At 70.1% G+C, this 12805-nt stretch carries 14 protein-coding genes; 7 read left to right on the top strand and 7 right to left on the bottom strand.

Translation table 11 applies throughout. The features are described 5' to 3' along the window. A partial coding sequence (locus NS331_RS00290; protein WP_193758017.1) for an FAD-dependent monooxygenase occupies nucleotides 1-421 on the top strand: 421 nt, incomplete at its 5' end. Nucleotides 422-437: 16 nt separating this feature from the next. Here NS331_RS00290 and kynA read toward each other — a convergent pair. Then, nucleotides 438-1322, bottom strand: a complete 885-nt coding sequence (gene kynA / locus NS331_RS00295; protein ID WP_058640029.1) for a tryptophan 2,3-dioxygenase — start codon at nucleotides 1320-1322, stop codon at nucleotides 438-440. A 26-nt stretch (nucleotides 1323-1348) separates the two neighbouring features. After that, nucleotides 1349-2542 (bottom strand): amino acid aminotransferase, encoded by a 1194-nt coding sequence (locus NS331_RS00300; RefSeq protein ID WP_058640030.1) that lies wholly within the window; start codon nucleotides 2540-2542, stop codon nucleotides 1349-1351. 220 nt (nucleotides 2543-2762) lie between these two features. On the opposite strand from NS331_RS00300, the gene NS331_RS00305 reads away from it, so the two are divergent. Further along, nucleotides 2763-3143 carry a RidA family protein gene (locus NS331_RS00305; protein WP_058640031.1) on the top strand — a complete coding sequence of 127 codons (381 nt, stop codon included), beginning with the start codon at nucleotides 2763-2765 and terminating at the stop codon, nucleotides 3141-3143. A gap of 54 nt (nucleotides 3144-3197) precedes the next feature. On the opposite strand, the gene kynB is transcribed toward NS331_RS00305, so the two are convergent. The 4 genes from kynB to NS331_RS00325 all read right to left on the bottom strand — a co-directional run bounded on the left by kynB (nucleotide 3198) and on the right by NS331_RS00325 (nucleotide 6486). After that, complete coding sequence (gene kynB, locus NS331_RS00310) at nucleotides 3198-3842, bottom strand: arylformamidase (protein WP_058640087.1); 645 nt, start codon at nucleotides 3840-3842, stop codon at nucleotides 3198-3200. 139 nt (nucleotides 3843-3981) lie between these two features. Beyond that, nucleotides 3982-4290, bottom strand: coding sequence for a YkgJ family cysteine cluster protein (locus NS331_RS00315; RefSeq protein WP_058640032.1), 309 nt, complete (start codon nucleotides 4288-4290; stop codon nucleotides 3982-3984). A gap of 29 nt (nucleotides 4291-4319) precedes the next feature. Then, nucleotides 4320-5276, bottom strand: a complete 957-nt coding sequence (gene argF, locus NS331_RS00320; RefSeq protein ID WP_058640033.1) for an ornithine carbamoyltransferase — start codon at nucleotides 5274-5276, stop codon at nucleotides 4320-4322. A 4-nt stretch (nucleotides 5277-5280) separates the two neighbouring features. Beyond that, the gene (locus tag NS331_RS00325) at nucleotides 5281-6486 is read right to left on the bottom strand and encodes an aspartate aminotransferase family protein (RefSeq protein ID WP_058640034.1); all 1206 of its coding nucleotides are present in this window, start codon (nucleotides 6484-6486) and stop codon (nucleotides 5281-5283) included. A 182-nt stretch (nucleotides 6487-6668) separates the two neighbouring features. On the opposite strand from NS331_RS00325, the gene NS331_RS00330 reads away from it, so the two are divergent. Continuing rightward, the gene (locus tag NS331_RS00330) at nucleotides 6669-6992 is read left to right on the top strand and encodes a DUF3579 domain-containing protein (protein WP_058640035.1); all 324 of its coding nucleotides are present in this window, start codon (nucleotides 6669-6671) and stop codon (nucleotides 6990-6992) included. A gap of 144 nt (nucleotides 6993-7136) precedes the next feature. Here the strand turns inward: NS331_RS00330 and rpsT are convergent, their stop codons facing one another. Continuing rightward, nucleotides 7137-7451 (bottom strand): 30S ribosomal protein S20, encoded by a 315-nt coding sequence (gene rpsT, locus NS331_RS00335; protein WP_058640036.1) that lies wholly within the window; start codon nucleotides 7449-7451, stop codon nucleotides 7137-7139. A gap of 343 nt (nucleotides 7452-7794) precedes the next feature. Here rpsT and murJ point away from each other — a divergent pair, with 343 nt between their 5' ends. The 4 genes from murJ to NS331_RS00355 all read left to right on the top strand — a co-directional run bounded on the left by murJ (nucleotide 7795) and on the right by NS331_RS00355 (nucleotide 12748). Continuing rightward, nucleotides 7795-9357, top strand: coding sequence for a murein biosynthesis integral membrane protein MurJ (murJ, locus tag NS331_RS00340; RefSeq protein ID WP_058640037.1), 1563 nt, complete (start codon nucleotides 7795-7797; stop codon nucleotides 9355-9357). An 86-nt stretch (nucleotides 9358-9443) separates the two neighbouring features. Then, nucleotides 9444-10295 (top strand): SirB1 family protein, encoded by an 852-nt coding sequence (locus NS331_RS00345; RefSeq protein WP_058640038.1) that lies wholly within the window; start codon nucleotides 9444-9446, stop codon nucleotides 10293-10295. A gap of 303 nt (nucleotides 10296-10598) precedes the next feature. After that, nucleotides 10599-11288, top strand: coding sequence for a response regulator transcription factor (locus NS331_RS00350; protein WP_058640039.1), 690 nt, complete (start codon nucleotides 10599-10601; stop codon nucleotides 11286-11288). Next, entirely contained in the window at nucleotides 11285-12748 is a 1464-nt protein-coding gene (locus tag NS331_RS00355) for a sensor histidine kinase (protein ID WP_058640040.1), read from the top strand. Before NS331_RS00350 ends, NS331_RS00355 begins: the two co-directional genes overlap by 4 nt. Nucleotides 12749-12805: the final 57 nt, after the last annotated feature.

A 12805-nucleotide genomic window follows, 5' to 3' on the forward strand; every position in this document is an offset into this window, starting at 1 on the left:
CACCGGCCATGTCGGCCAGCCGCTGCGGTCGCTGCTCGACGCCGTGCCTGCCTGGCGGGCCTGGACGCTGTGCGACCGGCCGCCGCTGACCGGTCCGCAGGAGATGGTGGACGGCCGCGTGGCGCTGCTGGGCGATGCGGCGCATCCCATGCTGCCCTACCTGGCGCAAGGCGCCGGCATGGCGATCGAGGATGCCGTGGCCCTAGTGGCGCAGCTCGACGGCCGCACGCCGGCCGAGGTGCCCCATGCCTTGGCGCGCTATGCCCAGGCGCGCTGGGCGCGCAATGCGCAGGTGCAGGCCCGGGCGCGGCGCAACGGCCGCATCTTTCACCTCGGCGGCCCCGTGCGGTGGGGCCGCGACCTGGCGATGCGCTTCGCCGGCCCGGCCTTGATGGACCAGCCCTGGCTCTACGCCGGCTGAGCGCCGGCCCGGACGCTCACAGCTCCGTTCGCAGCGTCCAGAGCTCCGGGAACAGCACCACGTCCAGCATCTTGCGCAGATAGCTCACGCCGCCGGTGCCGCCCGTGCCGCGCTTGAAGCCGATCACGCGCTCCACCGTGGTCACGTGCCGGAAGCGCCAGAGGCGGAAGGCGTCCTCGATGTCGGTGAGCTTCTCGCCCAGCTGATACAGGTCCCAGTGCGCCTTGGGGTCGCGGTACACCGTGAGCCAGGCCTGCTTGACGCCTTCGCTGGCGGCATAGGGCTGCGTCCAGTCGCGCGCCAGCCGGTCGGCCGGAATGGGCAGGCCTTCGCGCGCCATCAGTCGCAGCGCCTCGTCGTAGAGCGACGGGCTGCGCCAGGCCGCCTCCACCATCGCGAGCAGGTGGGGCCGGTGGGCATGCGGCTTGAGCATGGCGGCGTTCTTGTTGCCCAGGGCGAATTCGATGCAGCGGTACTGCGCGCTCTGGAAGCCGCTGGAATTGGCCAGGTAGGGCCGCATGGCCGTGTACTCGGTCGGCGTCATGGTCGACAGCACGGTCCAGGCGCCCACCAGCTGTTCCATGATGCGCGTGACCCGGGCCAGCATCTTGAAGGCCTGCGGCCGGGTGTCTTCCGCCGGGTTGGCAATGGCGGCGGTGGCGGCCGTCAGCTCGTGCAGCATGAGCTTCATCCACAGCTCGCTGGTCTGGTGCTGCACGATGAACAGCAGTTCGTCGTGCGTGGGCGACAGCGGATGCTGGGCGCCGAGGATCTCGTCCAGGTGCAGGTAGTCGCCATAGCTCATCGACTGGCTGAAGTCGAGCTGGGCTTTCTCTTCGTGGACGATCTGTTCGGGCAGTGCTCCGCCCTCCGCCTGGCCGGCGGATGTCGAGGGATTCATCGCAGGGCTCCTGGGAGGGGTGAGGGTCAGTCCAGCACGGCGGCCATGGCCTGGGCCACGTAGGCGACGTTCCTGGTCGACAGGCCGGCGATGCACATGCGGCCCGAGCGGACCAGGTATACCGCATGCTCTTCGCGCAGCCGGTCCACCTGCTCGGGCGTGAGGCCGGTGTAGCTGAACATGCCGCGCTGGGTCAGGAAGTAGCCGAAGTCCCGCCCGGGCAGGCGCTCGGCCAGCGAGGCGTGCAGCGCTTCGCGCATGGCCTTGATGCGGCCGCGCATCTCGGCGAGTTCGGCGTCCCATTGCGCGTACAGCTCGGGCGTGCTCAGCACGCGCGTGACGATGCGCGGGCCGTGCGTCGGCGGGCTGGAATAGTTGGCGCGCACCGCGCTCTTGAGCTGGCCCAGCACGCGACCGGCTTCCTCGGCCGAGCCGCACACCACCGACAGGCCGCCGCAGCGCTCGCCATACAGCGAGAAGCTCTTCGAGAAGGAGTTGGCGAGGAAGAAGCGCACGCCCGCATCGGCCAGCGCGCGCGGCGCGAAGGCGTCTTCCACCAGTCCGTCGCCGAAGCCCTGGTAGGCCATGTCGACGTAGGGAATCAGGCCGCGCTCGGCGATCACCGGGATCAGCTGCTTCCACTGGTCCTGCGACAGATCCACGCCGGTCGGGTTGTGGCAGCTGGCGTGCATCAGCACGATGCTGCGGGCCGGCAGCGTCTTGAAGGTGGCCAGCATCTCCTCGAAGCGCAGGCCGCCGGTGGCGGCGTCGTAGTACGGGTACAGGTTCACCGGGAAGCCGGCGCCTTCGAACATGGCGCGGTGGTTCTCCCAGGTCGGGTCGCTGACCCAGACCTGCGAGTCGGAGAAGTAGCGCTTGAGGAAGTCGCCGCCGACCTTCAGGCCGCCGGAGCCGCCGATGGTCTGGATGGTGGCGATGCGGCCGCTGGTCACGGCCTCGTGCGTGGGGCCGAAGGCCAGCTTCTGCACTGCGGCGCGGTAGTCGGCCATGCCTTCCATGGGCAGGTAGGAGCGCGGGCCGATCTCCTGCAGCAGTGCGGTCTCGGCGGTGCGCACGGCCTTCATCACCGGCAGGCGGCCGTCGTCGTCGAAATAGATGCCGATGCTCAGCGACACCTTGTTGGGCCGCGTGTCGCGCTGGAAGTCCTCCATCAGCGAGAGGATCGGGTCACCAGGGTAGGCGGGGATGTGTTCGAACATGGCGGGCTTTCGGTGGTGCGGTCCGTGGGCGAATGGCGGCGCGGACGATGCAAGCTGCGGGCCGGGCGGGCTGCCGCGCTCGGAGTTCGAGCGGCGTAGGACAGGGCGCTGCGGAGCGAAGCCGGGAAGTTATCACCGCCAAAAAACGTGTTGTGTCGCTTATTTCCAACGGCGCCCATAAAATAAACGACGTTTTACATATGGAACATCTGGAGTCCTGATGAAGCAAGTGATCGATGTGGGCCTGCCGGCGCTCAAGCAACCGTTTTCGTGGGCCGTGAAGGCCTCCGGCGCCATGCTCTTCACGGCGCACGGGCCGGTGCGCACCGACGGCACCATCGACACGGGCGCCATCCACGCGCAGGCGCGCCTGACCTTCGACAACCTGCGGCGCGCCGTGCAGGCCGCCGGCGGCACCATGGCGGACGTGACGCAGGTGCTGATCTACATGACCGACGTGGCGGACATGCCGGCCATCGACGCCGTGTACCGGGAGTTCTTCGAGGCGCCGTACCCCAACCGCTCCAGCGCGGCGGTTGCGGCGCTGGTGGTGCCGGGCATGAAGATCGAGATCGTGGCGTACGCGATGGTGCCGGCCTGACGGTGCCGCTGAAGGCGCGCACAGGGCGGCGCGCCCGGATCGCACGCGGACCCGTCAGCGCAGCGTCCGCAGCACGGCCCGCACCGGCGACGCATCCGCCTCCACCAGTTTGAGCGGCAGCGCGATCAGCTCGTAGTCACCCTCCGGCACGTCGTCGAGCACCAGGTTCTCCAGCACGCGCATGTCGTGCCGGCGGATGGTCTGGTGGCTGGGCAGGGCCTTGCTGTCGGCGGGGTCGATGCTGGCGGTGTCGATGCCGATGAGGCGCACGCCCAGGGCCGCGAGGCGCTCGACGGTCTCGGGCGCGTAGGCGGGCAGGGCCGGGTCCCAGCGGTCCACGGGCGCGCGCTCGTAGGTGCGCACCAGCACGCGCGGGGGCAGGCGGTCGTCGATGGCATGGGCGATGTGCTGCCATTCGACGAGCGGCGCCGCGCCGATGGCATGGATCACGCGGCAGGGGCCAAGGAAGGCGTCCAGGTCGACGTCGCCGATGGTGGCGCCGTCGGCGGCGTAGTGCAGCGGCGCATCGGCATGCGCCCCGACGTGCGGCGACATCGTGATCTGGCTCACGTTGACAGGGCAGCCGGGTCCGAGCGTGGTGGCCCATTGCTGGGCATAGGGCGTGTCGCCCGGAAAGACGGGCGCACCGACGTAGACGGGGGGCGAGATGTCCCAGAGGCGGGCGGAGGTGGCAGGCATGGGCCGGACCATAGCGCCGCTTGCGGGTGTGTGGTGTCGGTTATTCCCAACGCGGCGCGACAAGCGCCGATGCGCTCGGCCCGGGGCGCCGCAACGCGTCCACCTGCTGGTGGTGTGGGTGCTTGCCGGCGCTGTGGGTTCAGCCTTCGAGCGCCGGCAGCCCGTGCCGTGCGCGGGCCCTCTCGCAGCCGGGACTGCCGGCTTCCAGCTCGTGGCAGGGATTCGGCCGCCATTCGTAGATGCCGCAGGCCACGGAACGGCCGATCTGGCCGGTCAGCGCCGCGCAGCGCATCGGCACATGGTCGGTGCCGCGCATGCGGCAGATGGCGTCCGTCACCGGCACCGCCAGGCCGGCCGGCACGCGGCCGCCCATGTCGTCCAGTTCGTGGACGCTGAAGTCGACGCGGTAGCTCGCGCAGCAGGCGCCGCATTGCTGGCAGGGGCTCACGGCGCTGTGGAAAGGACGAAGGGAACGCTTCAGCCGATGCGGCCGAGCAGCAGGTACTCCATCAGCGCCTTCTGCACGTGCATGCGGTTCTCGGCCTCGTCCCACACGACCGACTGCGGCCCGTCGATGACCTCGCCCGTCACTTCCTCGCCGCGGTGGGCGGGCAGGCAGTGCATGAACAGCGCATCGGGCTGGGCCACGGCCATCATGGCCTCGTCCACGCACCAGTCGGCGAAGGCCTGGCGGCGCTGCTCGTTCTCGGCCTCGTAGCCCATGCTGGTCCACACGTCGGTGGTCACCAGGTGGGCGTCGCGGCAGGCGTCCATCGGGTCCTTGAAGACCTTGTAGCTGTCGCCGGAGCGGATGCCGGCGACGTCCTGGTCCACCTCGTAGCCGCTGGGCGTGCTCACGTGCACCGCGAAGCCGAGGATCTCGGCCGCCTGCAGCCAGGTGTTGGCCATGTTGTTGCCGTCGCCCACCCAGGCCACCGTCCTGCCGCGCAGGGCCTGCGGGTCGGGCGTGCCGTCGGCCGCCAGGCCGCGGTGCTCGAGGTAGGTGAACAGGTCGGCCAGGATCTGGCAGGGATGGAATTCGTTGGTCAGGCCGTTGATGACCGGCACGCGCGAGTTGGCCGCAAAGCGTTCGATCTTCTCCTGCTCGTAGGTGCGGATCATGACCAGGTCGGTCATGCGGCTGATGACCTTGGCGCTGTCCTCGATGGGCTCGGCGCGGCCCAGCTGGCTGTCGCCCGTGGTCAGGTGCACCACGCTGCCGCCCAGCTGGTACATGCCGGCCTCGAAGCTCACACGGGTGCGGGTGCTGGCCTTCTCGAAGATCATGGCCAGGGTGCGATCCGCCAGCGTGTGGTGCTTCTCGTAGGTCTTGAACTTCTTCTTGATGAGCGCCGCGCGTCGGAACAGGTACGCGTACTCGTCGGCCGTGAAGTCGCTGAACTGGAGGTAGTGGCGGATCGCAGGAAAGCTCATGGGCTTATTGTGCCGGCTCGGCCAGGAAGGCCTTCACGAGCGGCGCGAGGATGGCGACGATCTCGTCGGCCTCGGCCGTGGTCAGGATGAGCGGCGGCACCAGGCGGATCACCCGGTCGGCCGTCACCGAGAACAGCAGCCCGGCGTCGCAGCCGCGCTCCAGCAGCGCGCCGGCCGGCCGGTCGAGTTCGATGCCCAGCATCAGGCCCTGGCCGCGGATGTCCGTCACGCCGGCCACTCCCTCGAAGGCGGCCTGCAACGCCGACTTGAGATGCGCGCCGACCTGTTCCACATGGGCCAGCAGGTTCTGCGCTTCCATGATGCGGATGGTCTCGATGCCGGCGCGCATGGCCAGCGGATTGCCGCCGAAGGTGGTGCCGTGGTTGCCGGGCTGGAAGATGTTCGCGGCCTTGGGGCCGGCCACGACGGCGCCGATCGGCACGCCCGAGCCCAGGCCCTTGGCCAGCGGCATCACGTCCGGCACGATGCCGGCCCACTGGTGCGCGAACCACTTGCCGGTGCGGCCCATGCCGCACTGCACCTCGTCGATCATCATCAGCCAGTCGTTCGCGTCGCACAGCGCCCGCACCTGCTTGAGGTAGTCCCAGCGCATCGGGTTGATGCCGCCTTCGCCCTGGATGGTCTCGAAGAACACGGCCACCACGTTCGGGTTGCCCTGGGTCGCCGCCTTCAGGGCCTCGATGTCGTTGAGCGGCACGCGGATGAAGCCCTCGACCAGCGGGCCGAAGCCGGCCTGGATCTTGGGGTTGCCGGTGGCCGACAGCGTCGCGATGCTGCGGCCGTGGAAGGCCTTCTCGTACACCACGATCTGCGGCTTCTCGATGCCCTTGTCGTGGCCGAACTTGCGCGCCAGCTTGATGGCGGCTTCGTTGGCCTCCAGCCCGGTGCAGCAGAAGAAGGCGTTGGTCATGCCCGACAGCTCGGTCAGCTTCTTCGCCAGGATCTCCTGGCCGGGCACGTGGTAGTAGTTGGAGCTGTGGATGATCTTGGTGAGCTGGTCCTGCAGCGCAGGCACGAGCTCGGGATGGTTGTGGCCCAGCGTGTTGACGGCGATGCCGCCCAGGCCGTCCAGGTAGGCCTTGCCGTTCGTGTCCCACACGCGGCAGCCCTGGCCGTGCGACAGCGCGATCGGCAGCCGGCCATAGGTGTTCATGACGTGGGGCGAGGTGGGGGCGGCGGTGGCGCTCATGGGTTCTCCTGGAAAGTGAAGAAATTCTAGGTGGGGGCCATGACGGCTTCGTTGAGGATTGCGCATCACTGCCATGCGTGCGGGATTCGCAGCGGCGGCCATGGCCTTGCGCGGTCGCCCGCGGGACACGCTGGGTAGAATCCCTTGTGCGGCGCAACACGCCTGCGCCGAACACGAGAACAATGGTTTCCCCCTCTGCCAAAGAAGTCTTCATCCAGGGCGTCACGAGCCAGGGCCGCACCTTCCGGCCCAGTGACTGGGCCGAGCGGCTGGCCGGCGTGATGAGCCAGTTCCGCCCCGGCGGCGCCTGGCTCGGGGGGCACCTGAGCTACTCGCCCTGGTGCGTGCCGACGGTGATCAACGGCGTGAAGTGCGTGGTGGTCCACCGCGACCTGCAGGCGGCCGAGCCCATGGCCTGGGACTTCGTCATGAATTTCGCCAAGGACAACGACCTGCAGGTGGCCGAGGCCTGTCTGGTGCCGGACGAAAAACCCGCCAAGGGCTGAACGCGTCGCCCTGCTTTTCCGGTTCCCATGCGGCCGGATCCGCCAACGAAAAAACCGCCCGAAGGCGGTTTTTCTTTATTCGCTGCAGCGCACCCGATCAAACGGCGGACCGCCTGTGGGCAGTCCGGGCTGACCTGAATTCCGTCAGGCGGCGGCCGCCGGAGCGGCAGTGGCCAGGGCCTTGACCTTGGCGGCCAAGCGGCTCTTGTCGCGCGCGGCCTTGTTCTTGTGGAAGATGCCCTTGTCGGCGATGGTGTCGACGACGCTCTGGGCCTTGGCGAACAGCTCGGCGGCCTTGTCCTTGTCACCGGCGGCCACGGCCTTGGCGACGTTCTTGATGGCCGTGCGGTACTTGGAGCGCAGCGAGCTGTTGGCGGCGTTGAGCTTGGTGTCCTGGCGGACGCGCTTGCGGCCCGACGCGAGGCGCGGGTTCTTCTTCTTGGGCTTGGCGGATGCCATATCTGTGTTCCTTGAGTGTCTGGGGATGTTGCGGCGAACCGGAAAGTATACCACCCCGTTTCTTGCTCACTTCGTGTAGCCGAATCCCCCTCAAGGGGCGCACCCGGCGGCCCGGCAAAGCCGGTTCCGCGGATGCACGGGCGGCACCGGTTCACGACTGCTGCTGTCACGCCATCCGGTGCTGCGGCTCGCTGGAAGCGATGGTGGTGCCGATGCCGATGCCGATGCCGATGCCGGTGTGATGCGGTGCCTGCGTTGAGCTGGGCAGTGCTCCGTCGGTCCCAAAGCGGGTGGCAGTCGGCCCAACCGGCCCGCCGGTACGCCCCGCCTACACTGCGCCGCCGTGTCGCTCTTCAAATCCGCTTCCACCGTCTCCCTGCTGACCCTGGCCTCGCGCGTCACCGGGCTCGTGCGCGATGTGCTGATGAGTTCGGTGTTCGGCGTCAGCGCACTGACCGACGCTTTCTACGTCGCCTTCCGCATTCCCAATCTCTTCCGCCGGGTGCTGGGGGAGGGCGCTTTCAGCCAGGCCTTCGTGCCGGTGCTGTCGGCGACCCGCACCGAGGGGGGCGAGGACAGCGCCCGGCAGCTGATCGACCACGTGGGCACCCTGCTGCTGTGGGCGCTGGTGCTGCTGTGCGTGGCGGGCGTGGTGGGCGCGCCGCTGATGGTCTGGGCCATGGCCAGCGGGCTGGAGCGCTCGGGCAGCTTCGATGCCGCAGTGGTCATGACGCGCTGGATGTTCCCCTACATCGGCTTCATGTCGCTGGTGGCCTTCGCGGGCGGCATCCTCAACACCTGGAAGCGCTTCGCCGTGCCGGCGGCGTCGCCGGTGCTGCTCAACGTGGCGCTCATCGGCTCGATCGTGCTGGGCGCGCCGCTGTTCCGGCGCTGGGGCATCGAGCCGATCTATGCGCAGTGCGTCGGCGTGATGGTGGGCGGGCTGCTGCAGCTGGCGATCCAGGTGCCGGCCCTGCGCCGGCTGGGCCTGATGCCGCGGCTGGGCGTGCGCCTCGCGGCGCTGCGCGCGGCCTGGGCCGACCCGGGCACGCGCAAGATCCTCGGCCTGATGCTGCCAGCCATGATCGGCGTCAGCGGGGCGCAGCTGTCGCTGCTCATCAACACGCAGATCGCCTCCCACCTGACGGCCGGCAGCGTCACCTGGATCACCAATGCCGACCGGCTGATGGAATTCCCGAGCGCCATGCTCGGCGTCGCCCTGGGCGTGGTGCTGATGCCCCAGCTTGCCGCGGCGCGCGCGGCGAAGGACGCGGACCGCTATTCCGCCATGCTGGACTGGGGCCTGCGGCTGATCGTGCTGCTGGCGCTGCCCTGCGCGGCGGCGCTGCTGGTGTTCCCCGTGCCGCTGGTGGCGGTGCTGTTCCACAACGGCGCCTTCGACGACGCCAGCGTGCTGCGCACGGCCGACGCCCTGGCCGGCTATGGCGTCGGGCTGGTGGGCATCGTCTCGATCAAGGTGCTGGCGGCGGGCTTCTATGCCCGCCACGACATGCGCACGCCCATGCGCATCAGCCTGGCGGCCCTGGCGGTGACCCAACTGCTCAACCTGGCCTTCGTGCCGTGGCTGCAGCATGCCGGCCTGACGCTGGCCATCGGGGTGGGCCAGCTGCTCAATGCCCTGGCGCTGTGGGTCGGGCTGCGGCGCGCCGATGCCTACCAGCTGGCGCCGGGCTGGGGCCGCTTCCTGCTGCAGGTGCTCGCGGGCACGGCCGTGATGACCGCGCTGCTGTTCTGGGGCGCGCACGGCTTCGACTGGGTGGGCCTGCGCGGCCAGCGGCTGCTGCGCATCGGGCTGCTGGCCGGCTTCGTCGTGGGCGCGGCGCTGCTGTACTTCGGCGTGCTCGCGGCCTGCGGCGTGCGCCTGCGCAGCTTCATGCGGCGCTGAACACGGCCCGTCGCATCGCCCGGGGCGGCGGTGGGGCTTCCCCGGGCCGCCTTGACGCTGTCGGCGCGGCCCCGCTACAAAGGCCCATGACCCTGAGCTACGACACGCCCACGCCGCTGGCCTATTTCGCCGCCCTGGTGCAGAGCGACGAGCATTTCCCGCTGCTGGAGGCCGCCGCGTCCCTCGCCCAGGACGAATATCCCGAGCTCGACGTCCAGCAGGTGCTGGGCGACCTGGACCAGCTGCTGGCCCGCATCAAGCGCCGCCTGCCCGCCGACGCCGCCCCGCTCGCCCGGCTGCGGGCGCTCAACCAGTTCTTCTTCCACGACCTGAACTTCGGCGGCAACGTCAACGACTACTACGACCCCGACAACAGCTTCCTGCACGTGGTGCTGCGCACGCGCCGCGGCATTCCCATTTCGCTGGCCGTGCTCTGGATCGAGCTGGCGCAGGGTTTGAACCTGCATGCGCGGGGCATCAGCTTCCCCGGCCATTTCATGCTGAAGGTGTCGCTGCCCAAGGGGCAGGTGGTGATCGACCCCTTCACGGGCCGCTCGCTGTCGCGCGAGGAGCTGGCCGAACGGCTGGAGCCCTACAAGCGCAGCAACGGACTGGTGGGCGAATACGACGTGCCGCTGGGCCTGTACCTGCAACCGGCGCCGCCGCGCGAGATCGTCGCGCGCATGCTTCGCAACCTGAAGGAGATCCACAGCGCGCAGGAGGACTGGGCCCGCCTCATCGCCGTGGAAGACCGGCTGCTGGTGCTGCTGCCCGAGGCCTGGGCCGAATACCGCGACCGCGGCCTGGCCCATGCCGAGCAGGGCCACACCGCCCAGGCGGTGCAGGACCTGGAGACCTACCTCGCCCATGCCGAGGACGCGCTGGACGTCGATGCCATCGCTGAACGTGCGGCGGCGCTGCGGCGACAGATCTCCTGAACCCCCCATGCCGCTTCGCGGCTCCCCCCCCTCTCTGGCGCCTTCGGCTTGGAGGGGGGCGCACCCCGCGGCCCGGCAAAGCCGGTTCCGCGGGTGCACTGGCGTGGCCTGCTCCGCGGCCTTCTGAATCGTGCGGTGGCGTTGGGCGTCGTTCGATCGCGGACCCCGTTCTGGGAGAAACAGCAGATAGAGAGATGCCGCTGTTTGGATCGCCGGCCGGCCGTGCGCCATCCTGCGCCAAGCTGACCAATGGCTGACTCTCCCCTGGTCAGCTTCCCTTCGGCTGGGGTAGCCTTCGCCCCCATGCGAATCCTGTTGGTGGAAGACGATGCGACGCTGCGCGACGTGATGTTGCGCAGCCTGACCGATGCCGGACATCGGGTCGATGTGGCGGCAAGCATGGAGGAGGCCGATTACCTGTGGCGCGTGCAGCCCTTCGATGCGGTGCTGCTGGACCTGAACCTGCCCGCCGGCCCGGGGCCGGGCAGCCCGCTGGGCAGCGGGCTGACCGTGCTGCGCCAGGCGCGCAGCCGCGGCGACCGCACGCCGGTGCTCGTGCTCACGGCCCGCAACCGCACCGACGAGCGCATCGCCGGCCTGGATGCCGGCGCCGACGACTACCTGGGCAAGCCCTTCGAGCTGCCCGAAGTCGACGCCCGCCTGCGCGCCCTGGTGCGCCGTGCCCAGGGCACCGACGACGTGGCCACGGTCGGCCAGCTCCGGCTGGACCGGCGGGCGCGCCGCTTCTTCATCGGCGCCGCGCCGCTCGACCTGCCGGCGCGCGAATTCGAGGTGCTGTGGGAGCTGATGAGCCCGCCCGGCCATGCGGTGAGCAAGCGGGTGCTGTCCAACAAGCTCTCCAGCTTCGACGATGCCCTGGGCGACAACGCGCTCGAAGCCTTCATCTCCCGCCTGCGCAAGAAGCTGCTGGGCAGCGGCGCCGGCATCCGCACCCTGCGCGGCATCGGCTACCTGCTGGAAGGCGAGGCTTGAACGCGCAGACGGCGCCGGCGGCCGCCGGGTCGCGCCTCGCCGGCGCCGCGCGTCCGGCCGCCGCACGCGCCCGGCCTTCGCTGCGCGCCCGGGTCCTGCGGCAGGTGATGCTGCCGCTGGCCCTCACGTGGCTGGCCGGCACGCTGGTGGTGATCGTCATCTCCAACTATTTCGTGCGCCAGGCCTTCGACCGCGCCCTGGTGGACGACGCCTATGCGATCGCCGCCAACATCCAGCCCATGGGCCGTTCGGATGCGCAGCTGCAGCTCACCGCGCACGAAATGACCACGCTGCTCTTCGACCAGCACGAGACGGTCTATTTCGCGGTCCGCCGCCCGGACGGCAGCCTGCTCTCCGGCGACGCCTCGCTGCCCACGCCCTTCCTGGCCGACGGCACCGTCTGGCACCTGGCGGACGTGCGCTTCGCCGGCAAGCCGCTGCGGGCCGTGGTGCTGCGCCATCCGGCCGGCAACGGCGGCGACTTCATCGTGGTGGTGGCCCAGACCACCGGCTCGCGCACCGCGCTGCTGCGTCGGCTGGGCCTGTATGCCACGCTGCCGCAGATGCTGCTGCTGGCCATGCTGGCCTGGTGGCTGTGGCGCGGCATCGCGCGCGAACTGGCACCGCTGGGCGCCCTGCAGCAGGACCTGGGCCGGCGCGACGCCAGCGATCTGTCGCCCGTGGCGGTGCGCGGCGACACGCGCGAGGTCGCGCAGCTCGGCGATGCGCTCAACGACCTGTTCGTGCGGCTGGACGGCAGCGTGCGCGCCCAGCGCGAATTCGCCGGCAACGTGGCGCACGAGCTGCGCACGCCGCTGGCCGGCATCCGCGCGCTGGCGCACTACGGCCTGGGCCACACCGACCCGGCGGTGGCCCGCGAGCAGCTGCAACGCATCGCCGACAGCGAGGCGCGGGCCAGCCACCTGGTCGACCAGTTGCTGGCGCTGGCGCTGGCGGCCGAATCGGACGCCGTGCTCCAGCGCGAGCCGGTGGTGCTGGACCAGCTGGCGCACGAGGCCGTGCTGCGCCACCTCACCCGGGCCGACGCCCGTGGCGTCGACCTCGGCGCCCGCGGCCTGGACGAGGCGCAGGAGGCCGGCGGCTTCACCGTCCCGGGCAGTGTGGCGTTGGTGGAGGGCATCCTCGACAACCTGATCGACAACGCGCTGCGCTATGGCGGCAAGACGGTGACCATCGAACTGGCGAAGGAAGACACGGCCGCTGGCCCGGTGCCGGTGCTCTCGGTCGCGGACGACGGGCCCGGCATTGCCGAGGCGCAGCAGCAGGCGCTGATGCACCGCTGGGCCCAGGGCACCGACGGCCGCAAGCTGGGCGAGGGCTCGGGCCTGGGCCTGTCCATCGTCGCGCGCTACGCCAAGCTCCTGGGGGCCGAACTGCGGCTGTCCGCCGCAGCGCCCACGGGCGGGTTGCGCGTGAGCGTGCTGTTCGTCAGCCGCTGAGGGGGCCGGCCGCCCACGCCGCATCCCCTGCCCATCCACCGCGCCGGCCCACGGCAT

Origin of the sequence: Pseudacidovorax intermedius (genome assembly GCF_001476815.1) — a bacterium.
Taxonomy (GTDB): Bacteria; Pseudomonadota; Gammaproteobacteria; order Burkholderiales; family Burkholderiaceae_C; genus Xenophilus; species Xenophilus intermedius_A.